The 26,254-nt window shown below is 59.0% G+C and carries 28 protein-coding genes and 1 pseudogene; 17 read left to right on the top strand and 12 right to left on the bottom strand.

From position 1 onward, the window contains the following. Positions 1–81 precede the first annotated feature (81 nt). Positions 82–975, top strand: coding sequence for a DMT family transporter (locus ACOYXH_RS14415; RefSeq protein WP_095124515.1), 894 nt, complete (start codon positions 82–84; stop codon positions 973–975). A 3-nt stretch (positions 976–978) separates the two neighbouring features. Here ACOYXH_RS14415 and ACOYXH_RS14420 read toward each other — a convergent pair whose 3' ends face one another. Then, positions 979–1,794 carry an AraC family transcriptional regulator gene (locus tag ACOYXH_RS14420; protein WP_095124514.1) on the bottom strand — a complete coding sequence of 272 codons (816 nt, stop codon included), beginning with the start codon at positions 1,792–1,794 and terminating at the stop codon, positions 979–981. Positions 1,795–1,925: 131 nt separating this feature from the next. Here ACOYXH_RS14420 and ACOYXH_RS14425 point away from each other — a divergent pair, with 131 nt between their 5' ends. Continuing rightward, positions 1,926–2,438 (top strand): carboxymuconolactone decarboxylase family protein, encoded by a 513-nt coding sequence (locus ACOYXH_RS14425; protein WP_093441201.1) that lies wholly within the window; start codon positions 1,926–1,928, stop codon positions 2,436–2,438. Between the two features lie 588 nt (positions 2,439–3,026). On the opposite strand, the gene ACOYXH_RS14430 is transcribed toward ACOYXH_RS14425, so the two are convergent. Continuing rightward, positions 3,027–4,472 carry a SulP family inorganic anion transporter gene (locus tag ACOYXH_RS14430; protein WP_258708452.1) on the bottom strand — a complete coding sequence of 482 codons (1,446 nt, stop codon included), beginning with the start codon at positions 4,470–4,472 and terminating at the stop codon, positions 3,027–3,029. Positions 4,473–4,629: 157 nt separating this feature from the next. On the opposite strand from ACOYXH_RS14430, the gene ACOYXH_RS14435 reads away from it, so the two are divergent. Next, a complete protein-coding gene (locus tag ACOYXH_RS14435) occupies positions 4,630–4,947 on the top strand; it encodes a DUF7693 family protein (protein ID WP_220556471.1) in 318 nt (105 codons plus the stop codon). A 53-nt stretch (positions 4,948–5,000) separates the two neighbouring features. Next, on the top strand, positions 5,001–5,546 hold the full coding sequence (locus ACOYXH_RS14440; RefSeq protein ID WP_258708453.1) for a hypothetical protein: 546 nt from the start codon (positions 5,001–5,003) through the stop codon (positions 5,544–5,546). 40 nt (positions 5,547–5,586) lie between these two features. On the opposite strand, the gene ACOYXH_RS14445 is transcribed toward ACOYXH_RS14440, so the two are convergent. Together ACOYXH_RS14445 and ACOYXH_RS14450 are read right to left on the bottom strand one after the other, a co-directional pair. Beyond that, the gene (locus ACOYXH_RS14445; protein ID WP_258708454.1) at positions 5,587–6,222 is read right to left on the bottom strand and encodes a hypothetical protein; all 636 of its coding nucleotides are present in this window, start codon (positions 6,220–6,222) and stop codon (positions 5,587–5,589) included. 128 nt (positions 6,223–6,350) lie between these two features. Beyond that, the gene (locus ACOYXH_RS14450) at positions 6,351–6,809 is read right to left on the bottom strand and encodes a GNAT family N-acetyltransferase (protein WP_258708455.1); all 459 of its coding nucleotides are present in this window, start codon (positions 6,807–6,809) and stop codon (positions 6,351–6,353) included. Between the two features lie 143 nt (positions 6,810–6,952). Here ACOYXH_RS14450 and ACOYXH_RS14455 point away from each other — a divergent pair, with 143 nt between their 5' ends. Then, positions 6,953–7,597, top strand: a complete 645-nt coding sequence (locus ACOYXH_RS14455) for a TetR/AcrR family transcriptional regulator (protein WP_093441219.1) — start codon at positions 6,953–6,955, stop codon at positions 7,595–7,597. Positions 7,598–7,616: 19 nt separating this feature from the next. Here ACOYXH_RS14455 and ACOYXH_RS14460 read toward each other — a convergent pair whose 3' ends face one another. From ACOYXH_RS14460 to ggt, 3 genes are all read right to left on the bottom strand, one after another. Next, the gene (locus tag ACOYXH_RS14460; protein WP_220556473.1) at positions 7,617–8,630 is read right to left on the bottom strand and encodes a lysozyme inhibitor LprI family protein; all 1,014 of its coding nucleotides are present in this window, start codon (positions 8,628–8,630) and stop codon (positions 7,617–7,619) included. A 196-nt stretch (positions 8,631–8,826) separates the two neighbouring features. After that, positions 8,827–9,360: a cysteine hydrolase family protein gene (locus ACOYXH_RS14465; RefSeq protein ID WP_095048053.1), complete on the bottom strand. Its 534-nt coding sequence runs from the start codon at positions 9,358–9,360 to the stop codon at positions 8,827–8,829. Between the two features lie 66 nt (positions 9,361–9,426). Then, complete coding sequence (gene ggt / locus ACOYXH_RS14470; protein ID WP_093441230.1) at positions 9,427–11,154, bottom strand: gamma-glutamyltransferase; 1,728 nt, start codon at positions 11,152–11,154, stop codon at positions 9,427–9,429. A gap of 153 nt (positions 11,155–11,307) precedes the next feature. Here ggt and ACOYXH_RS14475 point away from each other — a divergent pair, with 153 nt between their 5' ends. Further along, positions 11,308–11,823 (top strand): methylated-DNA--[protein]-cysteine S-methyltransferase, encoded by a 516-nt coding sequence (locus ACOYXH_RS14475; protein ID WP_460410848.1) that lies wholly within the window; start codon positions 11,308–11,310, stop codon positions 11,821–11,823. Between the two features lie 98 nt (positions 11,824–11,921). Here the strand turns inward: ACOYXH_RS14475 and ACOYXH_RS14480 are convergent, their stop codons facing one another. Next, positions 11,922–12,509 carry an NUDIX domain-containing protein gene (locus ACOYXH_RS14480; RefSeq protein WP_460410849.1) on the bottom strand — a complete coding sequence of 196 codons (588 nt, stop codon included), beginning with the start codon at positions 12,507–12,509 and terminating at the stop codon, positions 11,922–11,924. A 189-nt stretch (positions 12,510–12,698) separates the two neighbouring features. Between ACOYXH_RS14480 and ACOYXH_RS14485 the strand changes: the two genes are divergently transcribed. Both ACOYXH_RS14485 and ACOYXH_RS14490 read left to right on the top strand, forming a co-directional pair. Continuing rightward, positions 12,699–17,477 (top strand): RHS repeat-associated core domain-containing protein, encoded by a 4,779-nt coding sequence (locus tag ACOYXH_RS14485; protein WP_460410850.1) that lies wholly within the window; start codon positions 12,699–12,701, stop codon positions 17,475–17,477. After that, positions 17,474–17,893 carry a DUF6896 domain-containing protein gene (locus ACOYXH_RS14490; RefSeq protein ID WP_460410851.1) on the top strand — a complete coding sequence of 140 codons (420 nt, stop codon included), beginning with the start codon at positions 17,474–17,476 and terminating at the stop codon, positions 17,891–17,893. Before ACOYXH_RS14485 ends, ACOYXH_RS14490 begins: the two co-directional genes overlap by 4 nt. A gap of 126 nt (positions 17,894–18,019) precedes the next feature. Here ACOYXH_RS14490 and ACOYXH_RS14495 read toward each other — a convergent pair. From ACOYXH_RS14495 to ACOYXH_RS14505, 3 genes and pseudogenes are all read right to left on the bottom strand, one after another. Continuing rightward, positions 18,020–19,021 (bottom strand): annotated as a pseudogene (locus ACOYXH_RS14495) (chitinase); the annotation flags it as partial. A gap of 43 nt (positions 19,022–19,064) precedes the next feature. Continuing rightward, positions 19,065–19,700, bottom strand: a complete 636-nt coding sequence (locus tag ACOYXH_RS14500) for a lytic polysaccharide monooxygenase auxiliary activity family 9 protein (protein ID WP_258708460.1) — start codon at positions 19,698–19,700, stop codon at positions 19,065–19,067. A 221-nt stretch (positions 19,701–19,921) separates the two neighbouring features. Continuing rightward, positions 19,922–20,359, bottom strand: coding sequence for a hemerythrin domain-containing protein (locus ACOYXH_RS14505; protein WP_093434348.1), 438 nt, complete (start codon positions 20,357–20,359; stop codon positions 19,922–19,924). 147 nt (positions 20,360–20,506) lie between these two features. On the opposite strand from ACOYXH_RS14505, the gene ACOYXH_RS14510 reads away from it, so the two are divergent. Then, the gene (locus ACOYXH_RS14510; protein ID WP_095048058.1) at positions 20,507–20,932 is read left to right on the top strand and encodes a GNAT family N-acetyltransferase; all 426 of its coding nucleotides are present in this window, start codon (positions 20,507–20,509) and stop codon (positions 20,930–20,932) included. A 116-nt stretch (positions 20,933–21,048) separates the two neighbouring features. Here the strand turns inward: ACOYXH_RS14510 and ACOYXH_RS14515 are convergent, their stop codons facing one another. Continuing rightward, complete coding sequence (locus ACOYXH_RS14515; RefSeq protein WP_093434342.1) at positions 21,049–21,399, bottom strand: hypothetical protein; 351 nt, start codon at positions 21,397–21,399, stop codon at positions 21,049–21,051. A 134-nt stretch (positions 21,400–21,533) separates the two neighbouring features. Here ACOYXH_RS14515 and ACOYXH_RS14520 point away from each other — a divergent pair, with 134 nt between their 5' ends. The 8 genes from ACOYXH_RS14520 (at position 21,534) to ACOYXH_RS14555 (ending at position 26,170) form a co-directional block, all read left to right on the top strand. Further along, a complete protein-coding gene (locus ACOYXH_RS14520; protein ID WP_258708461.1) occupies positions 21,534–21,863 on the top strand; it encodes a DUF6388 family protein in 330 nt (109 codons plus the stop codon). Between the two features lie 25 nt (positions 21,864–21,888). Then, positions 21,889–22,593, top strand: coding sequence for a YoaK family protein (locus ACOYXH_RS14525; RefSeq protein WP_258708462.1), 705 nt, complete (start codon positions 21,889–21,891; stop codon positions 22,591–22,593). A gap of 110 nt (positions 22,594–22,703) precedes the next feature. Then, positions 22,704–23,096, top strand: coding sequence for a sulfurtransferase complex subunit TusD (gene tusD, locus ACOYXH_RS14530; protein ID WP_258708463.1), 393 nt, complete (start codon positions 22,704–22,706; stop codon positions 23,094–23,096). 1 nt (position 23,097) lies between these two features. Then, positions 23,098–23,454 carry a sulfurtransferase complex subunit TusC gene (gene tusC / locus ACOYXH_RS14535; RefSeq protein ID WP_258708464.1) on the top strand — a complete coding sequence of 119 codons (357 nt, stop codon included), beginning with the start codon at positions 23,098–23,100 and terminating at the stop codon, positions 23,452–23,454. Further along, the gene (tusB, locus tag ACOYXH_RS14540) at positions 23,454–23,747 is read left to right on the top strand and encodes a sulfurtransferase complex subunit TusB (RefSeq protein WP_099756634.1); all 294 of its coding nucleotides are present in this window, start codon (positions 23,454–23,456) and stop codon (positions 23,745–23,747) included. The genes tusC and tusB overlap by 1 nt, the downstream gene beginning before the upstream one ends. Next, a complete protein-coding gene (locus ACOYXH_RS14545) occupies positions 23,744–24,079 on the top strand; it encodes a TusE/DsrC/DsvC family sulfur relay protein (protein WP_095124503.1) in 336 nt (111 codons plus the stop codon). Before tusB ends, ACOYXH_RS14545 begins: the two co-directional genes overlap by 4 nt. Beyond that, positions 24,076–25,077 (top strand): glycosyl transferase family protein, encoded by a 1,002-nt coding sequence (locus ACOYXH_RS14550; protein ID WP_095124502.1) that lies wholly within the window; start codon positions 24,076–24,078, stop codon positions 25,075–25,077. The genes ACOYXH_RS14545 and ACOYXH_RS14550 overlap by 4 nt, the downstream gene beginning before the upstream one ends. A gap of 91 nt (positions 25,078–25,168) precedes the next feature. Next, positions 25,169–26,170: a glutathione S-transferase family protein gene (locus ACOYXH_RS14555; protein WP_258708465.1), complete on the top strand. Its 1,002-nt coding sequence runs from the start codon at positions 25,169–25,171 to the stop codon at positions 26,168–26,170. The last annotated feature ends 84 nt before the right edge of the window (positions 26,171–26,254 follow it).

Below are 26,254 nucleotides of genomic sequence, written 5' to 3' on the forward strand. Positions count from 1 at the left end.
TATCCATGACAATTCTTTGATTGTGCTGATTCTCGGCTCTAGCATGGCTGCAATGCAACCCACTTCCGAGCGTGAACGGTGATGGAAAGGACTTCGAATCTGACGACCCCGGCACTGGAAAAAACCAGTGGCTGGATCAACGGTTTTATCGGCGTGGTGATCTTCAGCGGTTCGCTGCCGGCCACGCGTATGGCGGTGCTGGAGTTCGATCCGGTGTTTCTCACGGTGGTTCGCGCCGCCATCGCCGGGGTGTTGGCGGTGGCGCTGTTGTGGCTGTTTCGCGAGCGGCGCCCGGCGCGCAATCAGTGGTTGTCGCTGTTGATTGTCGCGCTGGGCGTGGTGCTTGGTTTTCCGCTGTTGACCGCCCTGGCGCTGCAACATGTGACGTCGGCGCATTCGATTGTGTTTGTCGGCTTGCTGCCACTGGCCACAGCGATTTTTGCTGTGCTGCGCGGCGGTGAGCGGCCGCGACCGGTGTTCTGGATTTTCTCGATGCTCGGCAGCGCGCTGGTGGTCGGCTTCGCGCTGGCACAAGGTCTGACTGCCTCGCCCACTGGCGATCTGCTGATGCTCGCGGCGATTCTGGCCTGCGGTCTCGGTTACGCCGAAGGCGCGAAGTTGTCGCGCACTCTCGGCGGCTGGCAGGTGATTTGCTGGGCGCTGGTGCTTTCGCTGCCACTCATGGCGGTGTTGAGTGTGTGGCTGGCGCCCGCCTCGTTCAACACAATCAGTCTGTCGGCGTGGCTATGCCTGGGTTACGTGTCGCTGTTCAGCATGCTGATCGGTTTTGTGTTCTGGTATCGCGGCCTGGCTCAGGGCGGGATTGCCGCGGTCGGTCAGTTGCAATTACTGCAGCCGTTTTTCGGTCTGGCGCTGGCGGCGACCCTGCTACATGAACAGGTCAGCCTCGGCATGCTCGCCGTGACGTTTGGCGTGATCCTGTGTGTCGCCGGGGCGAAGAAGTTCGCCAAATGATCTTCAGGCACCCGCCTTCCACTCGCGTGGGCTGAGCCCGGTCTTGCGCCGAAACGCCCGGGCCAGCGCCGAAGGACTTTCGTAACCGACCTCTTCGGCAATCAGCGCAATCGGTCTGCCTTCGCGCAGGCGTTTCTGCACCAGGCTGACGCGCCAACTCAGCAGATAATCGGCCGGCGTTTGCCCGACAACCCGGCGAAACTGCTCGGCAAACCCGGCGCGGGACAGGTTGGCGACAGCGGCCAGATCCGCCACGCTCCACGGTTTTTGCGGTTGCTCGTGCATCAGGTTCAAGGCACGGGACAGGCGTGGATCGGCCAGCCCGGCGATCATCCCCGGTTGTTGTTCGCGACTGCTGATCAAGTGCCGCAGCAACAGAATCACCAGCAGTTCGAACAGGCGATCCATCACCGCCACCCGCCCGCAATGACCTTCGAACGCTTCCTTGAACAGCCATTCCACGGTGTTACCCAACTCCGGGATGTCCGTCAGTTTCAGCACCAGATAATCCGGCAGCGCCGCCGCCAGGGCATTGCCGGAGCCGCCATCAAACGTCAGCGTGGCGCAGACCAATCGGGTGTCCATGGCTTCATCGGCAAACATGCGATGGGTAAAGGGTCGGGGGAAGAAGATCAGCGACGGTTCGCTCAGGCGAATCTCACGCTCGTTGCCCGGTTTGAGCAGCAATTCACCGGCCTGCAAAAGATGCACATGCCCCACCGGCTCGTTGTCATGAACGCTGACGCCGCAAAACGCGCCGCTGTGGAACGTACCGGCATTCACGCCGAAATGGCTGAGCAATGTTGAAAGGCGATCCATGGACGACTCCGAGGGCATATCTGGACGATCTGCCGCATATCCTCGACGATTTGCCGCCAATCCACCAGCCTCACTGCATAACATGACCTCCATCCCCGGCGCACTTCGCACCGGACTTTCGGAGAATCAACATGAGCCGCATCCACGCTATCAGCCTCGAAACCGCCGCCGACGCCAGCCGCCCTGTGCTGGAAGGCGTGAAAAAGAAAATCGGTTTCCTGCCCAACGTCTTCACCACCCTGGCCAAAGCACCGGTGGCCCTCGAAACTTACGTACAAGCCTCGGCCATCCTCGGCAAGACCTCGCTGAACGCCCAGGAAAAAGAAGCGGTGTACCTCGCCACCTCACAGGTCAACGGTTGCGACTACTGCCTGGCGGCACACACCTTGTTTGCCGGCAAAGCCGGGCTCTCGGCGCAGGACATCGTCGCCGCACGCCAGGGCGAGCTCAACGCCTACGCAACCCTCGCCCGCCAATTGACTGAAAGCCGTGGCCACTTGAGTGATGAACAAATCGCCGCCGCCCGCGCTGCCGGCATCGACGACGTGAAGATCATTGAAGTGATTGCACTGGTGGCCGTGCAGAGCCTGACCAACTACCTGAACAATGCGGCGCTGACCGATATCGACTTCCCGGCCATCTGAAGTCTGGCCACACAACAACACCAGTGGGAGCGAATCTGCAAGCGCTAGCGGCGTGTCATTCAAAGCATCTTTGACCGACCCGACGCCATCGCGAGCAGGCTCACTCCTACAATTGGATCGCCTACAACCCGCCAGAAACAGGTCGGCTGTCAGGCCGCCTTCGCGAGCAGGCTCGCTCCCACAGTTTTAACGTGCGTACAACCCCAGCGGCAAAGCCGCCCCACTCAACAGGATGAGCGTTAGCTCGGCTGCAGCTCTTGATCTTGATCTTGATCCACGGGCGACGTCGGAAGGCTGAGTGGAGGGATTCATCCGGGCGTTGGAGCGCAGCGACCGTTTGGCGCAGCCAAACACAGCGAGAGGAGGTGCAGCGAAGCAAACCGTAGGCGATGCGCCCGGATGGATCCCGGAGCGAAGGAACCCCGAGCCCCAGCGAGCGGGCCGCACGTAGGAGCAAGCCTTTTTGGTTACTTTTTCGGCGTCTGGAAAAAGTGACCCGCCGTAAGGGCGGAACCCTAAGTGGCCGTTACCGCAGCAACGGATATGTACTCAGTAATCCAGACAACCATAGCCAACGCCCACGACTGATCAGTGATGCTCCTCCCCCGCCCGCTTAAGCAACTTCTTGCACCGCTCAGACAAATGAAACACCTGCAAATGCTTACCCGCCTTGGCATAGCGCTCGCGCAGAGTCTTCAACGCCGCAATCGCCGAATAATCGACAAAACTCAAATGCCGACAATCCAAAGTCACCCGAGCCGGATCATTAGCCGGATCAAACTGATTGAGAAACGGCGTAGTCGAAGCAAAAAACAACGTGCCATGCAAACGATAAAGCTTGCTGCCGTCAGCCTCCAGATGCTCATCGGCATACAGCTCACGAGCCTGCTGCCAGGCAAAGTTGAGCGCAGCGATGATGATGCCGCACAACACCGCAGTGGCCAGATCAGTGAACACAGTGATGGTAGTCACAGCAATGATCACCAGCACATCATTGAGCGGTACTTTGTTCACCACCCGCAACGACGCCCAGGCAAAAGTCTGCTGCGACACCACAAACATCACACCCACCAGCGCCGCCAGCGGAATACGCTCGATCAGCGGCGACAGAAACAGAATGAACAACAGAATCAGCACCCCAGCGACAACGCCAGACAAGCGCCCGCGCCCACCGGAACTGAGGTTGATCACGGTCTGGCCGATCATCGCGCAACCGCCCATGCCACCGAATGCGCCCGAGACCATATTGGCCGCACCGAGCGCCACGCACTCGCGATCCGGATAGCCACGGGTTTCGGTGATTTCATCGGTCAGGTTCAACGTCAGCAGGGTTTCCAGCAGACCGACCAGCGCCATCAGAATCGCGTAAGGCGCGATGATGCGCAGGGTTTCAAGATTCCACGGGATGTCCGGCAAAGCGAACGTCGGCAAGCCGCCGGCAATGTGCGCCATGTCGCCGAGGGTGCGGGTCGGCAGGCCGAACAGATAGACCAGCAGACCGACGCCGAGGATTGCCACCAGTGCTGGCGGCACTGCACGGGTCAGGCGCGGCAGGATATAGACGATGGCCATGGTCAGCGCCACCAGCCCGGCCATCAGGTACAACGGCGTGCCGCTGAGCCAGTCCTCACCGCTCTTGAAATGTTCCAGTTGCGCCAGCGCAATGATGATCGCCAGGCCGTTGACGAAGCCGAGCATCACCGGGTGCGGCACCATGCGCACCAGTTTGCCCAAGCGCAGCAAGCCGAACGCCATCATGATCAAACCACCAAGCAACACCGTCGCCAGCAAATACTGCACACCGTGCTGCACCACCAGCGCAACGATGACCACGGCCATCGAACCGGCCGCGCCGGAGACCATGCCCGGCCGCCCGCCGAACAACGCCGTCAGCGTGCAAATGATGAACGCGCCATACAGGCCCATCAGCGGATTGAGGTGCGCCACCAGTGCGAACGCAATGCATTCGGGCAACAGGGCAAACGAGGTGGTGAGTCCGGCCAGGACATCGGCGCGCAGACGAATCGGTTTCATGGCTTACCTGATTGAGCGGCCGCCGAGTGCGGCTGCAGGTGTTCGGGAAAAAGAGGGTTGCGGATGTTACGGAATTGTCGCGGATCGGGCCAGTGAACGCTGACACTTGTCGACTCGGGCTTTATGCTGGCCCGCTCCTCTGGTCATTGAGTTCGACATGTCTGCATTTCTGAGCGCCCGCGAGGTGTCTCAGCGTCTGCGTGAAGCGGCGCTGGGTGTGCTCGCTTTCAACATCTGCGATGTGCCCACCGCAGCCGGACTGGTTGCGGTCGATATCGAGGGCTGGCGCCTGCTGCTGGATGTTGAAGGTGGGCGGTTACACCACTGTGAATTTGCCCGCAGCGACGATGGGCAAGAAGGTGCGCTGGAGAGCTGGCAGCGTTACGGCACCGATCCGGTGAGTTTGCTCAGTACCTGGGAATTGGCGCAGATAGAGCAAATGCTCAACGCGCAAACGAACGAGGTTGCTCAATGATGGCACTCTGCCCATAATTCGCGCCCTCCTCTATTCCCACGCAAGGAACTGCCGTGAAGAAGTCGCTGTTGTTGATCCCGATGCTGGCCCTGCTCCTGCAAGGCTGTGGCATGACCATGACCCGTTACGAGCCAAGCTTCGAGAACGTGCAAAAGCTCAAACAATCCCCGCCGCTGCACGCGATCAGCAATCCTCAGGTCACGGCCGAATCCGGTGAAGGTTCGCTGGTGGTCCGTGCCAACCCGGTTCGCTCGCCGTCCGGCAGCATCCCGGCACACATTCAGGATGCGATCACCGAAGAACTGCGCAAGGCCGGTCTGCTCGATCCGCAGGCTCAGCGTCAGTTGAAAGTGCTGGTGGTGAAGAACGAACTGTCCGCCGGCATGGGCACGGGCGACGGCAAACTTGCTGCACGTTTCACCCTGCTCAACGGCAACAATGTGGTGTACGACGCGACCAAGAATGTCAGCAGCCAATGGAGCAGCAGCTTCTTCGGCTTCATTGCGATCCCGAACGCAGTCAACGCTTACAACCCGATGGTGCGTGACTTGCTCAAGGAACTCTACAGCGATCCACAGTTCATTCAGGCCCTGAAGTAAGGGTAAAAAAAGAGCCGCGATTGCGGCTCTTTTTTTCGCTTCAGCCCCGTGGAATGCGGGTTTCGAGTGCCGAGTACTTCAGGTTCTTGCTATCAACCATCTGCTTGAGCAGCGCGTTGACCTGACGGGTGAAGGTGTCATTCACCGCGTCTTTCGGTGTGTTGGCCATCAGTGGAATGAACCAGATACCAATCCAGGTGCCGACCGCATCGTGGTTGCTCGCGGTGGTCAGGGCCTGACCTTGTCCATCCATGCCTTCCAGGCTCATGGTGTACTGATCGGTGCCGTACGCCGGGATCACCCCCAGGCTGAAACCACTGATGAAGCCCAGCACCATCGAGCCGGCATTCGGCGGATGGTTGTACATTTTCAGACGCAGGCTGTAATCGCCCGGCTGCTTCTGGAACTCGTCCAGGGTGACACGGCCGAACAAACCCGAGTCAGTGAGAATTTTTTGCAGCTGTGGTTTCAGTTGATCGCGCGCTTGCGGCACTTCCACGGCGGAGCCGCTTTTCGGTTCGCCCTGGTAGAAGTCGAAATCGACGTAGACGTTTGGCTTGTTGGTGTAGCTGGCCATCGACGGCATGGTCACCGGCGCCACTTCGTCTTTGGTGAAACTGGCACAACCGCCCAGCGCAAGTACCAGCCCCAGCGCCAGAATTTTCCCGAATTGCATGATGTCCGTCCCTATGTGTACAAGACCAAATGATGGCATTGCGCCTTCATTGTGAAGGCCGGGCGGATTCTAGAGAGAGCGGCCTTCGGGCGAAAGCCTGAATTGAGGAAATCAGCAAAAAATTTTGCTCAGCCCTGCCGCAAGTCGAGGTTGTAGGTGTAATAACCGCTGTCACGCACGTAGCCGAGGGATTCGTACAAGCCTTGAGCCGTGAAGTTGTCGGTTGCGGTTTCCAGTACCAGCCCTTTGGCACCGGTCGCCAAGGCAAAGTCGCGTGCAGTGTTCATCAACAATCGGCCAACCCCACGCCCACGGGCGGCGGGCGTGGTGAACAGGTCGCTGAGTAGCCAGGTGCGGTGGGCATCGATGGACGAGAACGTCGGATACAACTGCACGAAACCCAGCGCCTCGCCCTTTTCATCCTGAACCAGAAAAATCGCGGACTCATCGTCGGCCATGCGCGCGGCGATGAAGGTTCGTGATTGCTCAAGGTTCGACGGCTGCAGGTAAAAGCCTCGGTAAGCGTCGAACAACTGCGCCACCGCATCCAGGTGTGTCGCGTCGGCCCGCAGTGCCTGAAGGGTCATGTGCCCGCTCCGTTTCCAGTCAATGATCGAACCAGCATAGCGCCGCCCTTCGAGTGTGCTGGCTTCATCGCTATATAGTTTTGTATATTGCGAAACCGAAATCGCCAGAATCTTTCCATGCCGTCCAGCCAACCTGTATTGCCATGAGTGCCATCCGCGTACGCAACGAGCAGTTGATCCTCGCCGCTGCCAGCGAGGAATTCGCCGCCAACGGCTTCAACGCCACCCAGACCCGCGATATCGCGGCGCGTGCCGGGGTGCCCAAAGCCAATCTGTATTACTACTTCCAGAGCAAGGAAAACCTCTACAGCAAAGTGCTGCTGGGATTTGTCGAGCCGCTGCTGGAAGCCTCGGCGGTGCTGCGTGAAAGTGATGATCCGCTGACGGGACTGCGCGCCTACGTGGCCGCACGCATTCGCATCGCCCGCGAACATCCGGCGATTGCCAAGGTATTCAGTGGCGAGTTGCTATTGGGCGGTCGCCAGTTGCCGGATGAGTGCCGCGATCTTTTGCAGGCCGAAGCGCGGCGCAACGTTGAATGTCTGCGCAGCTGGATCGAGCGCGGTTTGCTCGCTCCGGTGGATCCGGAGCATTTGATGCTGTTCATCTGGTCGGCGACGCGCACGTACACCAATATCGGTTGGCAGATGGGCCGGATCATGGGGCGCGAAGTGCCGCAGGACGAGGATTATCAAACGGCGGCACAGACGATCACGCGCATGGTGCTGGAGGGCGTGGTCGTAGCGCCGCGGGTGGGCGAGATTCGTGGGGTGTTGTTTGCGACGTGATGGCGCAGTGCTGCGCCGATCAGGGCATGAAGTCTACGGGGAGTTCCAGATGATCTTTCATGCGCTCGTTCCAGTCGTGCAAGGCGCCAGGTAGACGTTTTTTCCATTTCGCAACATCGGTGTAATAGCGCAGCCGCGAGTGTCCGGTGTTGTCGTAGGTAACCAACAAGACCCAGAAATGGCCATCGGCTGACCGCATCACGATGCCGGTGCCACCCAGGCCGCGCATCCACATCTCCCAGACCTGACTACCCGGCACATCAGCGGAAGGTTCAGCGGTCATCAACGAACCGGACTTTTCCACCAGCGTCTGATAATCAGTCTTGAGCAACGTGTGCAGTGCCTGGTTTTCTTCCGGTGTTTGCGCCAGGCCCAGGCTGAGCATGTCGTAATCCAGCGTCAGCGGTTGCTGCGAAGCGACAAAACGACCGGTGTAGTAGACGCCCAACCCGGCACTGCAATATCCGCCTGCACCGACGATAGAAATATCCAGCACACCATTGATGGGGGTGAACAACAGGGTGCACTGGTCTTCCGAGTAAACGGCTTTACCGTCCTTGAGTGTGGCAACGCCATCCAGATCACCGGAGTTGGCGCCCTCAGCCGCCGTGATGTCGATGCTGATGTGCGTGGGATCGCGGCGCTGGGTTATGACTGTCGCCGAGGTTGCGGTCCCTGGCGGAATGAGCTGCCAGGTCGCGTCCCAACTGAAGGGCTGGGTGGCGTGTTCAAGTTCGGTCAGGCGCATTAAATACTGCCGACGCAAACAGGCTGTCTGATCGCCACAGGCGTTGCGGTTTTTCAGCCACTGTCGCTGGTCTGCCTTGAGGGCTTTGGCGTCGGGGACATCAGCCGATGTCGAGTGCCAGAGCTTGCCCAGCTTCTCATCGAGTTGCGAGATCTGCGGGTCGCCACAAATGGCTTTTTCAGTTTTGCTGGCGGCACTGGTGCAATCAAAACTGCTGGCGTGGGTGATAGAGGCAAACGCAAGGCACATGAGCGCCAAGGCATGACGCAGGGAGATAGCGAACATCGAGAGATTCCATTCTTCGGACGGCGCGCAGTATGCCAGTGCTGCCAGCGGAAATCCCTGATGTACATAGCAATCAGGATTTCGCAATCACTGTAGGAGTGAGCCTGCTCGCGATAGCGTTCGGTCAGACGATGTTGCATCAAATGCCACACCGCTATCGCGAGCAGGCTCACTCCTACAGGTTTTGTGTGGATGGTCAGAACGTGATGCTGGCTGCGGGTTTGACGTCGATACGCGCGACCGAGCCAGTCAGATGCGCCAGATCCTTGTTGTGCTCGGCGATGATGTCTTCGGCGCTCATATTGCCGTTGTCGACGGTGGAATGCGCGTCGGCGGCAAGCACTACGTCATAACCCAGCTCATGGGCCCGGCGTACGGTCGCATTGACACAGTAATCGGTTTGCAGACCGCAAATAACCAGTCGTTCGAAGTCTTCGCTTGGCAAAAATTTACCCAGGTCAGTCTGGTAAAACGAGTCCCGGGTGGTCTTGCGTACGCGCAAGTCACTGGCGACGGTTAACAGTTCATCAGCCAGTTGCCAGCCTTCGGCACCATGGGCCAACGGGCTGTCCTCTTCTTCATGCTGGATCAGCACCACGCGCACGCCAGCCTTGCGTGCGCGAGCACTGAGACCGTTGATGGTGTCGATCACACGCTGAATGTCGTAGCACTGATATTCGCCCGAGCAGAGGGCGCGCTGGACGTCGATGATCAGTAATGCGGTGGTCATGATGAGCCTTCCTTGATCAGTCCTTGAGACAGGGGCGGACGTAAGCCCGCCCCCTTTTTACGCTCCTCAGTAACCCAGTGACAAGCCCGTGTTGCGGCGTGGATCGTTGGCGCCGTAGAAACGGTTTTTGCCGACCGGCTTACCGCCCAGGGAAGGTGCACCCACCAGAATCGCGGCGATGTGGTTGGCGTCCTGCGGACCGGCGAACTTGTGACCCCAGCTCTCGAGGAGCTTCTTCGTGTCGGGGCTGGCGGCGAAGTCTTCGAGGTTGGTTTCCTCCGGCATCCACTGCTGGTGGAAGCGTGGCGCATCGACCGCTTCCTGCAGGCCCATGCCGTAGTCGATGACGTTGAGCATGGTCAGCAAAGTCGCCGTGATAATACGGCTGCCGCCCGGTGTACCGACCACCATCACCACTTTGCCATCCTTGGTGACAATGGTCGGGCTCATCGACGACAGCGGTGCCTTGCCCGGAGCAATCGCATTGGCTTCGCCCTGCACCAGGCCGTACATGTTCGGCACACCGACCTTGGAGGTGAAGTCGTCCATTTCATCGTTGAGAATCACCCCGGTCTTGCTCGCCATCACGCCCGCGCCGAACCAGTCATTGAGGGTGTAAGTGACCGACACCGCATTGCCCCACTTGTCGACGATCGAGTAGTGAGTGGTGTTGCTGCCTTCATGGGGGGCTACGCCGGGTTTGAGTTCAGCCGACACGCCGGCCTTTTGCGGCTGGATGGCGTCGCGCAGTTTGGTCGCGTAGTTCTTGTCCAGCAGATGCTCAATCGGATTTTTGACGAAATCCGGATCGCCCAGGTAGCTGTTGCGATCAACATAGGCGTGGCGCATGGCTTCGATCTGATAATGCATGCCCTGGGCCGAATGGAAGCCCAGATCCTTCATCGGATAGCCTTCGAGGATGTTCATGATCTGGCAGATCACTACCCCGCCAGAGCTTGGCGGCGGCGCCGAGACCACGTGATAACCACGGTAGTCGCATTCCACCGGAGCCAGTTCGCGGGTCTTGTATTTATCGAGGTCAGCCTGGGTGATGATGCCTTTGTTGGCCTGGCTGGAGGTGACGATGGCGTCGGCAACCCAGCCTTTATAGAAGCCGTCGGCGCCTTTTTCGGAAATGGTCCGCAGGGTTTTGCCGAGATCCTTCTGCACCAGTTTCTGCCCGACCTGCATCGGCTCGCCGTTATGCAGGAAGATCGAACCGGAGTCGCGCATGTCCTTCTTGAACACGTCGGTGGCGTACTCCAGTAACTCGACGTCACCCTGCTCCAGCGCAAAACCGTCTTCCGCCAGTTTGATCGCCGGCGCAATCATTTCCTTGCGCGGTTTGGTCCCGTATTTGCTCAGCGCCAACTCCATGCCGGACACGGTGCCCGGCACGCCCACCGCCAGGTGGCCACGGGTACTCAAGTCGGGAATGACGTTGCCTTCCTTGTCGAGGTACATGTTGGCAGTGGCCGCCAGTGGTGCTTTCTCACGAAAATCGAGGAAGGTCTTGCGCCCGTCTGCCAGTTGAATGGTCATGAAGCCGCCTCCGCCCAGGTTGCCTGCTGCGGGATAGACCACCGCCAGCGCGTAACCCACGGCGACCGCCGCATCGACGGCATTACCGCCACTTTTCAATACGTCGACGCCGACATGGGTGGCCAGATGTTGCGCGGTGACCACCATGCCGTTTTCTGCGGCAACCGGTGCCACCGACGCCGCGTGAGCCATGAGACAGCTGAGTGCCAGTGAGGTCGCTATTAGCGATTTGGCCAAAGGTTCGTACTTCATGAGTCGATCTCTTTTTTGTTTTCAGGGTCTGTGCAGAACAGAGGGGGGAACGCTGCAAAAGCACCAAGCAGTATGGTCGGCTTTGCGTATTGCGCCTCCCCGATCAGGCAGTATGCTGGGCGCTGTAGCCGCACTGCTCCGGAGTCTGCCGTCATGTCTTATACGTTCATCACCGTGCCATCGCCCGTCGGCGAGCTGAAGCTGGTCGCGAACGGCTCACGACTGGCGGCCATCCTCTGGGAAAACGATAAACCCGACCGCGTGCGCCTCGGGCCGATGACGCAAGCACCCGACAATCCGGTCCTGCAGAAAACCGCCCGGCAACTCGGAGAATATTTTTCCGGGACGCGGGACTGTTTTGACCTGGAACTGGATTTCGCCGGCACCGATTTTCAGAAAAAGGTCTGGGCGGCGCTGCTGACCATTCCCTTCGGCCAGACGCGCACCTACAGCCAGATTGCCAGACAGATTGGCAATCCCGCTGCTGTGCGGGCAGTAGGCGCCGCCAACGGACGCAACCCGATTTCCATTGTGGCGCCTTGTCATCGGGTGATCGGCGCCTCGGGGAAGCTCACCGGGTTCGCCGGGGGGCTAGAGGCGAAAGAGCACTTGCTGACCCTGGAGGGTGGCGACTGGTCGACGGTTGGCAAAACCGGGGATTTGTTTTAGTCAGTTAACACAGATCAAGAGATCGCAGCCTTCGGCAGCTCCTACCCTGGAATGCGTTTTCCTGTAGAAGCTGCCGAAGGCTGCGATCTTTTGATTTATCAGGTAAACACGTTATTCATCGCCGCGTACTGCAACAGCATGATGGTCTTGGCGTCGCAGATCTCGCCGCGCTGAAACGCCGCCAGCGCTTCGTCGAAGCTCCACTCCAGCACTTCAAGTTCTTCAGTCTCTTCTTCCAGACCACCACCTTCGCTGACCTTCGATGCCGCGTCGTATTCGGCAATGAAAAAGTGCAGCTTCTCGGTCACTGAACCCGGACTCATGTAGGCCTCGAATACCTTCTTCACATCGTGCACGCGATAACCGGTTTCCTCTTCGGCTTCATCGCGAATCCGCTGCTCCGGCGCAGCGCCCTCGAGCAAGCCTGCAGCCACCTCGATCAACAAACCATCATGACCATTGACGAATACCGGCAAACGAAACTGCCGGGTCAGTACCACCGTGCGCTGCTCGCGGTTGAACAGCAAAATCGCTGCACCGTTGCCTCGGTCATAGACTTCACGGGTCTGACGCTGCCACTCGCCGTTGTTGCGGTGATAGTCGAAGGTGATTTTCTTCAGCAGATACCAGTCATGGGACAACACCTGAGTGTCGACGATGTTGACCCGCTCGGCTGTGTTGGACATGACGCTTGATCCTTTTGTCATTGAAGGCACCCGGGTAGGTGCTTTTTTGTGAACGAAAATACGAAACCCTATACCGCCCTACAAACCATGTCGAAACATCCTACAGATATCGCCTACTCGCCCGACTTCTTTCCTGATTGATCCCCCGCAAAGTCCCCGCACCTTTTTGATGTGCGCGAGAGACTGCGAATGCTTCCAACCGATCGGCTGCTGGCCCTGAACAACAGCATCGGCCTGCTCGTTGTTGCTGCTTTGAATCCCGACGAGCCGGACTTCGAACACCTGATCCGCGAATTCCGCCTGTGCCTGAACCACTACGACGCCTGGGCCGAGCAGTTCTGGACAGGCACCGCGCTGGATGTCGAGCAGGTCTTCACCGCCGGCAACGACGTGCGCCTCAGTGCGCCGATCAAGTCACGCCAGCCGCTCAGTTCATCGGTGGTCATGTGCTCGGCCAGCGGGTCGCTGACGCTGGTGCATATGTTCGAGGCCGCGCGGTTTGTGCCGATCGGCAACACCCCGGTAACCCTTGAACCGGTGATTGCCGATGTCGGCGGTGTGCTGACTTTCGGCGAACCGCTGCACCACACCATCGGCCCCAGCGGCATTCTGCAAGTGACCGACTGCGATCGGGGCCAGCGTTATCGCATCACCTTCTTTCCCGATGTGTCCACCGACCATGTACGTGCTCTGTATGCCTCTTATGAGGGTGTCATTGCAGGCCTGGAAGGCTGGCTGCGCGGGGAATGGCGCGAATTCCAGCCGCAGTGGACGGAGTTTTCCAACGCCGGGTTTCTTGACCGGTACGGTCAGTTGCAGCAGGCCGACTGGCGTGGATTCGAGAAAGCACTGAATGGCGTTTGGGACGACATCAAACAAGTATTCGCCCTCCTCGCCGACCTGCAGGCCAACAGCGAAAAACTGCTTGAGTACCTCAGCGAGGCTGAACTTGAAGCGCTCCTGCAAGCGTCCAGCGAGGCCATCGCCAACGGTCTGCTGATCCTCAGTGACGAACCGCTGCTGTTCATTCATCTGGCCGCGTTTACCAGTTGGCTGAAGATGCTGCCGCCGCAATACCTGGCCGAAGTGGTGGCCGAGGTTCGGGCCGAGCTGCTGGTCAGTTTTCTGCTGGTGGGGTTGTCGGGTGGCATCGGCGTGCCGGTGCGCCTGAGCAGCAAAGTGCTGGCGAAGGTCAAGTCACCACGCGCGCGGGAATGGCTGGCGGCGTCGGCGTTGCGGCTGGCGGAATTAACGTCAGCGCCGGAACTGAACAAACACGCGGGCGCGTTGAAGCCGCTGATGTTTCACGCGCGTGACGTTGAGTTGAAACCGACACCGTCGATACCGCTGAACATTCGTCAGGCCGACTCGCTGGTGTTGACGGTGCCGAATCCGGCGCCTGTTGTGCGGGACAAGTCTGGCGCTTCGAGCCGGTTGCAACGGCATGAGCCGCATGACGACTCGCCGGATCAGGCGAAAAACCCTAACGGCGACAGCGCTGATTGCGTGCCCTTCACCTGCACCAACGGTTGTCCGGTGTCGATGGTCACTGGCGAAGAACTGCTGACCCTGAGCGATGCGGTGCTTGATGGCGTGTTGCCGTTTGAGTTTGCGCGGTTGTATCGCTCCAGCGCCGCCGAAATCGATATCGGGCTCGGGTTTGGCTGGAGCCATTCGCTGGCGCATCGGCTGGAGTTTTTCGCTGATGAGGTGGTTTGGGTCGATCACGAAAACCGTCGTACCCGTTTTCCGTTGCCGAGCGTTGAACGACTGGCGATTCACAACAGCCTGTCGCGGTCGGCGATTTTCCTTGGCGATGAACCGGAAGAACTGATCCTCGCGCTGGCCGGGGAAACGGCGCGGTTTTATCACTTTCGCGCGGGACGGCTGACAGCGATCAGCGATGCCTATGGCAATCGTCTGACGGTGCAGCGCGATCGGTCTGACCGGGTGCAGCGCCTGGACAACGGCGCCGGGCGTTCGCTGTTGTTGCGCTATGACCGCGCGCAGTTGCTCGGTGTGGATTACCAGGTGTTTCGCGACGGTGCCTGGGGCACCGAACAGGCACTGATCAGTTACCGCTACGACGCTTATCAACACCTGATCGAGGCCACTAACGCCGTCGGTGACAGCGAGCGTTACGACTACGACGACGCTCACGTAATCCTGCAGCGGCAGCTGGCTGGCGGGGCGAGTTTCTTCTGGGAGTGGGAGCGGTTGGGGAAAGCCGCTAGGTGTGTCAGGCACTGGGCATCGTTCTCGCAGATGGACACGCGCTACGTCTGGAATGACGACGGCAGTGTCGCGGTGCATTACGTCGATGGCACCGAAGAGACTTACGTCCACGATGATCGTGCGCGGCTGGTGCGCAAGGTCGAGGCGGACGGTGGTGAACAGCTCAAGGCCTATGACTCATCGGGTCGCTTGATCGCCGAGCAGGATGCGTTAGGCGCGGTCACCGAATACCGCTATGACGAGGTCGGACGGCTGATCGCGCTGATTCCGCCGGCTGACGCGCCAACGTCCTACGAGTATCGCAACGGTTTCCTGTACCGGCGTTCACGCGGCGAGGCGGTGTGGATCTACCGGCGCAATGCCGAGGGTGACGTCACCGAGGCAGTCGATCCCGACGGTCAGGTCACCCATTACTACTACGACACCCGTGGCCAGTTGCTGTCGATCCGTTATCCGGACAGCAGCCGGCATCGCTTGGTCTGGAACAGCCTCGGCCAGTTGACCGAGGAAACCCTGCCCGACGGTGGCGTACGGCGTTTTTCCTACGACGCGCTGGGGCGGCGGACCACGACTGCGGACGAACACGGTGCGGTCACCCGGCAACATTGGGATGCGGTTGGCCGACTGATTCAGACGACGTTTCCTACCGGCAGCACCCGCGCCTACAGCTACGGCGCCTACGGCCAGGTCACTGCCGAGCGCGATGAGCTGGGGCGCATCACCCGCTACGAATACGACGACGACCTGCACCTGGTCTCGCGGCGGATCAACCCCGACGGCACGCGGGTGCAGTACCGCTACGACCATGCGCAGTTATTGCTCACCGAGATCGAAAACGAATCCGGGGAAAAGTATCGGCTGGACTACACGCCGACCGGGCTGATTCGTCAGGAGGTCGGTTTTGACGGCCGGCGCACGGCGTACGCCTATGACCTCAACGGCCATCTGCTGGAGAAGACCGAGTTCGGTGACGACGGCTCGCAACTGGTCACCGCTTATGAGCGCGATGCTGCCGGGCGTCTTCTGGCCAAAACCCTGCCCGACGGCCTCAAGGTCACCTACCAATACGACCGCCTCGGCCGTCTGACTGGTGTCGACGACGGCCAGCAACACCCGCTGGCCTTCGAGTACGACCGCCAGAACCGCTTGATCACCGAGCATCAGGGCTGGGGCACCCTGCGTTACCGCTACGACGCCTGCGGCCAGCTCAAGCGCATGCGTCTGCCGGACAACAGCGTGCTCGACTACCACCACGCCAAGGGTGGCGCGCTGAGCGGCATCGACCTCAACGGCGCGCCGCTGACCCGTCACGTCTACCAGTCCGGTCGCGAACGGCAACGTCAGCAAGGCCTGCTGCTCAGCGAATACTCCTACGACGATCAGGGACGATTACTCGCCCACGCCGTAGGCCATCAGCGCGATGCGTTGTACCGCCGCGATTATGCCTACAACGCCAACGGCAATCTCGCGCACATCGCCGACAGCCGCCACGGCCAGCGTACCTACGGCTACGACGGCCTCGACCGGCTGATCCGCGTCCGTCACTCGCGCGACGAACTGCCGGAAAGCTTCGCCCACGACCCGGCCGGCAACCTGCTGATGCAGGACCGCCCCGGCCCGAGTCAGATCAAAGGCAACCGCTTGCTGATGCAGGGCGACCGCCACTACGACTACGACGCCTTCGGCAACCTGATCCGCGAACGTCGCGGCAGCGGACAAAAACTCGTCACCGAATACCGCTACGACTGCCAGCACCGCCTGATCGGCCTGACCCGCCCGGATGGCCAGACCGCGTCTTACAAGTACGACGCCTTCGGCCGACGCATCCGCAAAACCGTCGACGGCGAGACCACCGAGTTCTTCTGGCAAGGCGACCACCTCGTCGCCGAAAGCAGCGAACGCGAATACCGCAGCTACGTCTACGAACCCGGCACCTTCCGCCCCCTCGCGCTGCTCGACGGCAAAGGCCCGCAAAAAGCCTGTCCCTTCTACTACCAACTCGACCACCTCGGCACCCCGCAGGAACTCACCGACTACAGCGGCGACATCGTTTGGTCCGCGCAATACGACGCCTACGGCAAAGTCGCCGCACTGACCCTGGCCGGCGACGACTACCTGAACCAGCCGCTGCGCTTTCAGGGGCAGTACTTCGATGGCGAAAGCGGGCTGCATTACAACCGGCATCGGTATTACGACCCGAGGCTGGGGCGGTATCTGACACCGGATCCGATCAAGTTGGCTGGTGGATTGAATCAGTACCAGTACGTGCCGAATCCGACGGGGTGGGTGGATCCGTTGGGGTTGAACTCCAATTGTCCGCCGCCGAATAAACCTGGGTGTGAGGTGCCGGGTGGGGTTGGTGGGGCTAAGGTTGATGAGGGTGATCCACAATTACCGGACTTGATTCATGGCGTTGACCCACATTCAGTGAAGCGAACGCATGCAATTATGGGAAAAAATTCAACTAAACGCGTCGAAAAAATAAGAGATCAGATGCGAGCAGGTGGCTACGATGTCAGCTATCCCATAGACGTAGCAGAACATCAGGGCACCTTCTATATTCTAGATGGACATCACCGTGCAGCAGCTGCAAAACAAACAGCAACGCCAATAACTATAAATTTGATCACGAACATCAGAGAGCACAAAGGACAACTTAATACGATCGAAGAAGTCATTGAATCAGCTAACAATGTCGGACACGACCGATTGGAGCATCACAGAAGAAGATGAAAATAGCCGATAAAAATCTTGAGGACCTAATAACTGACTTTCTTTCAAAAGTTGAAAGTGGAACAGAATTACTACAAAAAAAATTTGGCACTCGGAATATTTTAAGACTCTGGCGGAGCAAGCAAATCGAACGCTGCGGTGAAATAACTGATGAAATTCAATATGAACTGCACGGCGTAGGGTGCGCCATTCATTTCCCATCAGAATCAGTGGACTTCGATTACGGCTCGAACAGCAGAATCGACGGCTTTGACGTATGGCGCCTTTACATTTACGCTTTGGACAGGCCGCTTACATATGAAAAATACTGCGACAAGAAAACACTCGAAAAAGAATTCAAAGAGCTTATCTCTTTAAACAGAATCGAAAAGATGTCGATCAATGACAATCTTTATGTCCTGGTTAAAACCGAATAAAAACATACCCACACGCATTCCAAACCAACAAAGAAGCCCGGCAGCGCTACCGGGCTTCTTTATTTGCAACTAACGAGCGATGAGCGAACGCGTGTCATCGATATCCTGCTCGGCGAAAGAGACCCCGTGAATCAACGGCCCATAACGCCGGCTGAACTCCCAGTTGTACGGCAAGCCATCCTTGCTGATGCCGTTGTCCCAGTTCACCGACCAAGTCATCAAGCCTTTGATCGGCAGCCCCTTGATAGCCAGACGCTTAAGAACGTTACCGACCACGGTTTTGTCGATCACATAACCGGTGGCCGCCGCATCGTTGTTGGCCGGCAGGCCGATGACGAACTTGTCCGCCGGAATTCTGGTGAAGCCGCGAGTACCGGTCACCAGGCTTTCAGTCAGGTAGTAAAGGAAATCCTCCTTCAGCGGGTCGTTGTTCTGCGCAATCCACGCACCTGCACCGTCGTTGGCTTCCTGCACCCAGACACCGTCGCCACCCTGGTTGTAGAACTGTGGGGCGATGAAGTCGTAGTAGCCTTCCAGTGCCTGCAGGTAGCTCACGTATTTGCCGGTGCTGGTCAGATAAGGAAACTCTGGGGCCATGCTGATGATGAAGTGCTTGCCTTGGCCTGCGTAGTGATCCTTGACCAGTTTCAGTGCGGCCGGCAGGACGGTCTTGTTGGCCGCGAAATCAATCGCGCTCTGTTCAAGATCAATATCCAGGCCGTCGAAGCCGTAGGTTTCCACCAGACGGATGATTTCATTGGCCAGCGGTTGTTCCTGACCGCTGCGCAACTCGATGTGCGCATCGGCGCCACCGAGGGAGATCAACACGGCCCGCCCTTGGCTGTTGAGCACGCCGACCTGACGGCGGAACTCGGCATCGGAAACGTTGAACGGCTTGAAGGTCGGAATCCCGCTGCCCTTCATAAAGGCCACCGCGACCACGTTGTACTCCTTGGGCACTTGCTCCAGCGACAGGCTGGCGAAGCGGCCCTGACGATAACCATCGCTCGGGCCTGCGGGCCAGTTGTGCCAGAAGCCCATGAGGATCTTTTTGCCGGCAATGCTCGGCATCAGCGAGGCGGCATCGCTCGCGGCGTTTTGCACTAAAGAGAAATCGATTTTTGACATGTTCTAATCCTTCAGAACGTGTGGGTTTGGCGACGCAGCGCCGTTATTTGAAGTCGACGTCGAAGGCCTGATAGAAAGCGTTGCCGGTGTTGGCGACGATCCACATCAGCACGATCACGTGATGGCCTTTTTTGTTGGCCGGCAGTTTCACCGCGTGATTGACCTTGGCCTTCAGCTCATTCGGGTAGCTGTAATACGGCACCTGAGTGTAGAAGTCCTCGAAGAACGGTTGGCTTTCCAGTTGCGCACGGGTGATGCGCTGTTTCGGGTCCCAGCCGTCCTTGGTGATCAGCCAGCGATAGCCGCGAGTGGTGTGCGGCGCGGTGTATTCCCACTTGATTTCGAGGGTTTGTCCCGGGGTGACATTGAGCAGCGGCCAGGTGAATGGACGACCGAGTTTCTTGCTCATTTCTTCATGGGTGAAGTTAACGCAGTCGCGGCCATCACTCTTACCACCGCTGAGAATGTAGCCGTCGGCCGGTGGCGTGACACTGTCCGAGTCGCTCTGGAATGGCGCCGGAAACGGCCCCGCTGCCAGCGCCGGGAAATTTTTCCCGCCTTCCATTTCATTGACCTGCCAGGCACCGAGCAGTCCTTGCTCAATGGCCACCGCACCGCGGCTGGCAGGAGAGATGACGCGACCATGTCGCAGTTGGGTTTGTGCTTGTGGTTGATTCATGTTTTTCACTCCGTTGATTTAAGAACTCTCCTTTCCGAGGAGAGGCCTTCAAGCTAACGGAGGCGAATTTTTTGTCCATCGGCGGTTTTGTCGCAGTCAGCGGATGAAGGCCAGCAAAACACTGCAAATACTGGATGCATATCCAGTCATTTACGATAATACCCACCCGAGATGACGCCAAAAGATTACACGCCGATGCTGCAAAAACTGCCATTCAGTACTCACGGCAACTGTGCCTTGAACTCCTTTTCGTACTGCCCGGCGAGTTGTACTTTCTGTTTCTCGTTGAGCAATTTGCCGGCCATCTGGAAGAACTTCTGCTCTTCTTCCTTCAAATGATGATGAACCTTGTCCGACAGCTTCTTCGCGGTTGCCAACCACGCGGGACTGGACATCTCGGTCTCGTCGAGTTCTTCCATCATCTCGTCCATTTCATGGTGTTCAGCGATGGCATGGCGGCTCAGATCGACACCCTCGTCTAGCTCCATCAACGGAATGTAGAAATGGCGTTCTTCGGCGGTTTCGTGGGCTTGGAGTTCGGCTTTGAGTTGTTTGTACGCCTCGACCCGCTCCGGGGTGTCGCCGCTGGTTTCGATCAGGGTTTTGGCGTAGCTACGCTGGCGCTCATGGCTTTCGCGAAGGGCTTCGAAAATATTCATGGGGGATCCTCATCAACCGCGTGCTGGAATGACGCTGTAAAAGCTAGACCCCGGCGCGTGAGCGGCAGTTCCACCGGGTTGAGAGGGGCTTGGAAGATCACCGCCGGGCAGGATAGGCTGCGGGTTCAAACCACAAGGAAGTCAGGCATGAACTTGCGCATCGAGTTGTCACAACATTCCACAGAAGAAGAACGCCAAGCGATTCTCGCCCCCCTGCATGCCTATAACGTGGCCAAGGCCGGGATCGCGGTATCCGAACCGCTCACCCTGCTGGTGCGTGACGATCACGATCAGATTCTGGGTGGACTCTATGGCCGGCTGGTCTGCCAGTGGTTGTTCATCGATTTGCTGTCAGTGCCTGAAGCAGGCCGGGGCCAGGGTATTGGCTCGAAACTGATGCGCATGGCCGAAGAGCTGGCGCGGGAGAAAGGCTGCATCGGCGCATGGCTCGACACGTTCGACTTTCAGGCACCGGAGTTCTACAAGAAACTCGGGTACAGCCAGTTTGGTGAGATTGTCGATTATCCGCCGGGGCACAAGCGGCATTTTTTCCAGAAGCGACTTGTAGGTTGAATGTACCGACCCCTTCGCGAGCAGGCTCGCTCCCACATTTGGAATGCATTCCACGGTAGGATTGAGCCTGCTCCGGGCGGCGTTCCGACGATGCCGACAGCCACGTCAACGCATGATCAGAGGCAAGTCGCCAACGCGGCCAACCGGCGCTTGGCGACAAAATCATCCTTCTGCGCGTAGTAATTCAGCGTCGTACCCGATGCTTCGGTGAGCACATCGACAAAAGACTCTGCCGAACGGGTATACACCGTCGTACCGCCCGATTTACGCGGTTCCAGATACGCCGCCGCATCCACGCCAAACACCGCTTCGTCCTGCCAGCCGAACTGCACACAACGCGCCACGTCTTTTTCGGCTTTGTCCGACGTCAATACCTTGTACGGGGTTTTCGTGCGAGCATCGTCCATCACCGAGCCTGCGCAACCGGCCAGCAGTGTCGCGGCCAGCGCTACCATCAGAATTCGCATTGCATTCGCTCATTCAGAAAAAAGCGGACTGTATCATCGCAGCAGCAGGAATCGTTCTGCTTTACTGCATTTATAGCGCGACAGGCGCAGGCCGCTGCGGCAACCTAAGGTCATCAGCCTCACAAGGAAAACACATGGCGCCTACCGACCAGCGACATGAACATGCCCTGAAAGTATTTCTCGACGCGCGTCCCGAACTGCGCGAATCCCTCGACCACCTCAACCCGCTACTGGCTCAGGCCAAAGGCGAAACGCAGGCGCAGTATCGTGAAGAGCGACTGCATGAAGCATTTGAGGCCGAGGCGGAAGAACAAGGTCTGTTTGCCTGGGAGCTGACACTGCTACTGACGGCCGCAACGCCTGAGGAATATCAAGCGCAGCGCCTTGAGGTGCATCGTGAAGTCGCAGAAATGGCTCATATGGGCTGGCTGGAATATTGCGATCTGTATGGCATAGAACCATAACCGCCGACCAAGGACACTTCTACCGATGCTGCCATCCGCCTCGACTCACCGCGCCAGCCCCGGGCATCTGCACACTCAGAAGTGGCGCGGGCGGATTGGTCTGGCGCTGGTGGCCAGCCTCTCGGTACTGGCCGGCATGACCGACGCCATCGGCTTTATGGCCAGCGGCGACTTCGTCTCGTTCATGAGCGGCAACACCACCCGACTTGCCGTGGCGATCAGCGATGGTGATATCGGGCTGACCCTGCGTTTGTTGATCCTCGTCGCCACTTTTATAGCCGGGAACGCCTTGGGCGTTATCGTTGCCCGTTTCGGTGGCCGCCGGGCGCTGCCGCTGCTGCTGTGTATCGCCACCCTGCTGTGTGCGGCGGCCGCCTGGCCATTCGACACCCAACTGCCGGCGCTGATGGCGGCGATCATTGCGATGGGCATGCTCAACGCGTCGGTTGAAGAGGTGAACGGCTTGCCGGTCGGACTGACTTACGTGACTGGCGCATTGTCGCGGTTCGGCCGTGGTTTGGGACGCTGGATGCTTGGCGAACGGCGCAGCGGCTGGCGGGTGCAACTGGTGCCGTGGAGCGGGATGTTTATCGGCGCGATTCTGGGGGCGGTGCTGGAACATCATTTGGGACTGAAGGCGATGTTTGTCAGCGGTTTGCTGGCTGCAATCATCGGGCTGTTCTCCCTGAAAATCCCGCGCCGCTGGCAACTGGGCTACATGCCCCGCTAACGGATTCCTCAACCAACGCTCATGTAGGAGCTGTCGAGTAAAACGAGGCTGCGATCCTTTGCGGTCTGCAATGCTTTATCATGGCCGCAGTTTTGCTGATCGAGTCCGTTATGAAGTTCGCCATTGCGCTGTTTTCCGCCGCCCATGCGCCCTCCTCGCGCCGTGCCCTGCTGTTTGCACAAGCCGCGCTGGCCGGTGGGCATGAAATTGTCCGGCTGTTTTTCTATCAGGACGGCGTTTACAACGCTTCGGACGCGCTGGTCACCCCGCAGGACGAACTGGACCTGCCCAAACAATGGCGCACCTTCATCACCGAACAAAAGCTCGACGGCGTGGTGTGCATCGCCGCCGCCCTGCGCCGTGGCGTGCTGGACGCTGAAGAAGCCAAGCGCTATCAGCGTGACGCCGTTTCCGTCAGCGCGCCGTGGGAATTGTCCGGCCTCGGTCAGTTGCATGACGCGATTCAAGACGCTGACCGTTTGATCTGCTTTGGAGGTGCGTGAGATGGCTAAATCCCTGTTGATCATCAGCCGTCAATCGCCATGGTCTGGCCCCGCGGCCCGCGAAGCGCTGGACATCGTGCTGGCCGGTGGCGCCTTCGATCTGCCCATTGGCTTGCTGTTTCTCGATGATGGCGTGCTGCAACTCGCCGCCGGGCAGAACGCCAAGGCCCTGCAACAGAAAGACTTGAGCGCTAACCTGCAAGCGCTACCGATGTTTGGTGTCGAAGAGTTGTTCTACTGCGCAGAGAGCGCCAGCACTCGTGGCCTCGGGACTCTGTCGCTGGACGAAGCGCAGCCGCTGGCCGCCGAGCAAATCACCGCCCTTATTGACCGTTACGACCAGGTGATCACCCTCTGATGTCGACTTTGCATGTGTTGTCTCATTCCCCGTTTGGCGACGATCGCCTGACCAGTTGCCTGCGCCTGATCGGCAGCGCTGATGCTGTGTTGCTGTCCGGCGACGCGGTCTATGCTCTGCAACCGGGCACCGCGCCGTTCACCGCACTGCAAAGCCGCCAGATCAAATTGTTGGTTCTGGCCGAAGATGCACAGGCTCGCGCCATCGAAGTCCCGGACTGGGCTGAGGCCATTGATTACCCGGCCTTCGTCGAGCTGTCGATCCATCACGACAAGGTCAACAGCTGGTTATGAATGCCATGACCGTCGGCGCCCGCGCCATCGAACTGGACAAGGACGGATTCCTGGTCGACCTCAGCGACTGGTCGGCAGACGTCGCGAGCGCCCTCGCTGCCGCAGAAGAAATCGAGTTGACGCCCGAACACTGGGAAGTCCTCGAACTGCTGCGCAGCTTCTATGCCGAATTCCAGCTGTCCCCGGCCACCCGGCCATTGATCAAGTACACCGCACTGAAACTCGGCCCGGACAAAGGCAACAGCCTGCACCTCAACCGACTGTTCAAAGGCACCCCTGCCAAACTCGCCGCGAAACTGGCGGGCCTGCCCAAACCGACGAATTGCTTATGACCGACTTTCCAGCGCTGACCCTCGAAACGCCTGCCGAACACCCGTTCGCCCAATTCGTGCGGATTCTCGGCAAGGGCAAACGCGGTGCGCGCGACCTGACGCGCGAAGAAGCCCGCGAAGCCATGGGCATGGTGCTCGACGACAAGGTTGAAGACACCCAGCTCGGCGCGTTCCTGATGTTGCTGCGGCACAAGGAAGAAAGCGCCGAGGAGATGGCCGGCTTCACCGAAGCCCTGCGCGAGCGCTTGCAGGCGCCGGCGCTGAACGTCGATCTGGACTGGCCGACTTACGCTGGCAAGAAGCGTCATCTGCCGTGGTATCTGCTGGCGGCCAAGTGCCTGGCACAGAACGGCGTGCGCATTTTCATGCACGGCGGCGGCGCACACACCGCCGGGCGTCTGTACAGCGAGCAATTGCTTGGTGAATTGAACATTCCGCTGTGCCGCACTTGGCAGCAGGTCGGCACGGCGCTGGATAACGGTGGCCTGGCCTTCATGCCGCTGGTGGACTGGGCGCCGCAATTGCAAAAGATGATCGATTTGCGCAACACCCTGGGCCTACGCTCACCGATTCATTCCCTGGCGCGGATTCTCAATCCACTGGGCGCGCGTTGCGGCCTGCAAAGCATTTTCCATCCTGGGTATCAAGCAGTGCATCGCGATGCCAGTGGTTTGCTTGGCGACACGGCGATTGTGGTCAAAGGCGATGGCGGCGAAATCGAGATCAACCCGGATGCCGACAGCCACCTCTACGGCACCACCGGCGGCGAGAGCTGGGACGAGGAATGGCCGCAATTGTCGGCGCAACGCCACGTCAAACCGGCGACCCTGGACGTCGAACACCTGAAAGCCGTATGGCGTGGCGAGGTGGTCGACAGTTACCCGCAAATGGCGTTGATTGCGACCATGGCGCTGGCCTTGCGCGGCCTCGGTCAAAGCCGTGAGCAAGCCTTCGCAACCGCCGAGCACTACTGGGCCGCGCGGAACAAATCGATTTAACCGATCATTCGCGCCCGATCTTTGCGCTTTTTTTTCGAACTCATCGGAATAGACTCGACTCCAACGATTATTGGTTTACGGAGTCTTGATCATGGGTTTACTCGTCGATGGCCACTGGCAGGACAAGTGGTACGAAAGCAGCAAGGACGGCGCCTTCCAGCGCGAACAGGCCAAGCGCCGCAACTGGGTAACCGCCAACGGCGAACCCGGCCCCAGCGGTGAAGGCGGTTTTGCCGCGGAGGCCGGGCGCTATCACCTCTATGTTTCGCTCGCCTGTCCGTGGGCGCATCGCACGCTAATCCTGCGCAAACTCAAAGGGCTGGAGAGTCTCATCGACGTCTCGGTGGTCAGTTGGTTGATGCTGGAAAATGGCTGGACCTTCGACACGGCGCTCGGCTCAACCGGCGATAAGCTCGATGGTTTTGAATTCATGCATCAGCGCTATACCGCCGACACTGCCGATTACACCGGCCGCGTCACCGTGCCGGTGCTGTGGGACAAAAAGCTCAAGCGCATCGTCAGCAACGAATCAGCGGAGATCATCCGCATGTTCAACAGCGCGTTTGATGGTTTGACCGGCAATGATCTGGATCTCTACCCGGCGCCATTACGCGGCGAGATCGATGCGCTGAACGAGCGGATTTATCCGGCGGTGAACAACGGCGTGTATCGCGCAGGTTTTGCGACGTCGCAACAGGCTTATGAAGAAGCGTTCGATGAGGTGTTTGCCGAGCTGGATCAGTTGGACCGGCTGCTGGGTGCCAATCGCTACTTGTCGGGTGAGTACCTGACGGAAGCGGACATCCGTTTGTTCACCACGATGATTCGTTTTGACGCGGTGTACCACGGCCACTTCAAGTGCAACCTGCGGCGGATTGCCGATTACCCGAATCTGTCGAACTGGCTGCGTGAGCTGTATCAGTGGCCGGGGATCGCCGAGACGGTGGATTTCCAGCACATCAAGAACCACTACTACGGCAGTCACAAGACCATTAACCCGACAGGGGTTGTGCCGAAAGGGCCGGAGCAGGATTTCAACGTGGCCCATGATCGGGCGCGTTTGAGCGGCAAAGGGGTTTGGTACCGGGGCTGAGATTTGTATTGTTTTTGAGGGCCCCATCGCTGGCAAGCCAGCTCCCACAGGGATTTTGGTGATACTGAAGATTGCAGCTTCAAC

It is taken from the genome of Pseudomonas sp. Mb7 (assembly GCF_054790525.1).

Excerpts from the sequence above, each read along its gene's own strand:
- ACOYXH_RS14415 (WP_095124515.1), top strand. The coding sequence starts at position 82 with ATGGAAAGGACTTCGAATCTGACGACCCCGGCACTGGAAAAAACCAGT.
- ACOYXH_RS14420 (WP_095124514.1), bottom strand. The coding sequence starts at position 1,794 with ATGGATCGCCTTTCAACATTGCTCAGCCATTTCGGCGTGAATGCCGGT.
- ACOYXH_RS14425 (WP_093441201.1), top strand. The coding sequence starts at position 1,926 with ATGAGCCGCATCCACGCTATCAGCCTCGAAACCGCCGCCGACGCCAGC.
- ACOYXH_RS14430 (WP_258708452.1), bottom strand. The coding sequence starts at position 4,472 with ATGAAACCGATTCGTCTGCGCGCCGATGTCCTGGCCGGACTCACCACC.
- ACOYXH_RS14435 (WP_220556471.1), top strand. The coding sequence starts at position 4,630 with ATGTCTGCATTTCTGAGCGCCCGCGAGGTGTCTCAGCGTCTGCGTGAA.
- ACOYXH_RS14445 (WP_258708454.1), bottom strand. The coding sequence starts at position 6,222 with ATGCAATTCGGGAAAATTCTGGCGCTGGGGCTGGTACTTGCGCTGGGC.
- ACOYXH_RS14450 (WP_258708455.1), bottom strand. The coding sequence starts at position 6,809 with ATGACCCTTCAGGCACTGCGGGCCGACGCGACACACCTGGATGCGGTG.
- ACOYXH_RS14455 (WP_093441219.1), top strand. The coding sequence starts at position 6,953 with ATGAGTGCCATCCGCGTACGCAACGAGCAGTTGATCCTCGCCGCTGCC.
- ACOYXH_RS14460 (WP_220556473.1), bottom strand. The coding sequence starts at position 8,630 with ATGTTCGCTATCTCCCTGCGTCATGCCTTGGCGCTCATGTGCCTTGCG.
- ACOYXH_RS14465 (WP_095048053.1), bottom strand. The coding sequence starts at position 9,360 with ATGACCACCGCATTACTGATCATCGACGTCCAGCGCGCCCTCTGCTCG.
- ggt (WP_093441230.1), bottom strand. The coding sequence starts at position 11,154 with ATGAAGTACGAACCTTTGGCCAAATCGCTAATAGCGACCTCACTGGCA.
- ACOYXH_RS14475 (WP_460410848.1), top strand. The coding sequence starts at position 11,308 with ATGTCTTATACGTTCATCACCGTGCCATCGCCCGTCGGCGAGCTGAAG.
- ACOYXH_RS14480 (WP_460410849.1), bottom strand. The coding sequence starts at position 12,509 with ATGTCCAACACAGCCGAGCGGGTCAACATCGTCGACACTCAGGTGTTG.
- ACOYXH_RS14485 (WP_460410850.1), top strand. The coding sequence starts at position 12,699 with ATGCTTCCAACCGATCGGCTGCTGGCCCTGAACAACAGCATCGGCCTG.
- ACOYXH_RS14490 (WP_460410851.1), top strand. The coding sequence starts at position 17,474 with ATGAAAATAGCCGATAAAAATCTTGAGGACCTAATAACTGACTTTCTT.
- ACOYXH_RS14500 (WP_258708460.1), bottom strand. The coding sequence starts at position 19,700 with ATGAATCAACCACAAGCACAAACCCAACTGCGACATGGTCGCGTCATC.
- ACOYXH_RS14505 (WP_093434348.1), bottom strand. The coding sequence starts at position 20,359 with ATGAATATTTTCGAAGCCCTTCGCGAAAGCCATGAGCGCCAGCGTAGC.
- ACOYXH_RS14510 (WP_095048058.1), top strand. The coding sequence starts at position 20,507 with ATGAACTTGCGCATCGAGTTGTCACAACATTCCACAGAAGAAGAACGC.
- ACOYXH_RS14515 (WP_093434342.1), bottom strand. The coding sequence starts at position 21,399 with ATGCGAATTCTGATGGTAGCGCTGGCCGCGACACTGCTGGCCGGTTGC.
- ACOYXH_RS14520 (WP_258708461.1), top strand. The coding sequence starts at position 21,534 with ATGGCGCCTACCGACCAGCGACATGAACATGCCCTGAAAGTATTTCTC.
- ACOYXH_RS14525 (WP_258708462.1), top strand. The coding sequence starts at position 21,889 with ATGCTGCCATCCGCCTCGACTCACCGCGCCAGCCCCGGGCATCTGCAC.
- tusD (WP_258708463.1), top strand. The coding sequence starts at position 22,704 with ATGAAGTTCGCCATTGCGCTGTTTTCCGCCGCCCATGCGCCCTCCTCG.
- tusC (WP_258708464.1), top strand. The coding sequence starts at position 23,098 with ATGGCTAAATCCCTGTTGATCATCAGCCGTCAATCGCCATGGTCTGGC.
- tusB (WP_099756634.1), top strand. The coding sequence starts at position 23,454 with ATGTCGACTTTGCATGTGTTGTCTCATTCCCCGTTTGGCGACGATCGC.
- ACOYXH_RS14545 (WP_095124503.1), top strand. The coding sequence starts at position 23,744 with ATGAATGCCATGACCGTCGGCGCCCGCGCCATCGAACTGGACAAGGAC.
- ACOYXH_RS14550 (WP_095124502.1), top strand. The coding sequence starts at position 24,076 with ATGACCGACTTTCCAGCGCTGACCCTCGAAACGCCTGCCGAACACCCG.
- ACOYXH_RS14555 (WP_258708465.1), top strand. The coding sequence starts at position 25,169 with ATGGGTTTACTCGTCGATGGCCACTGGCAGGACAAGTGGTACGAAAGC.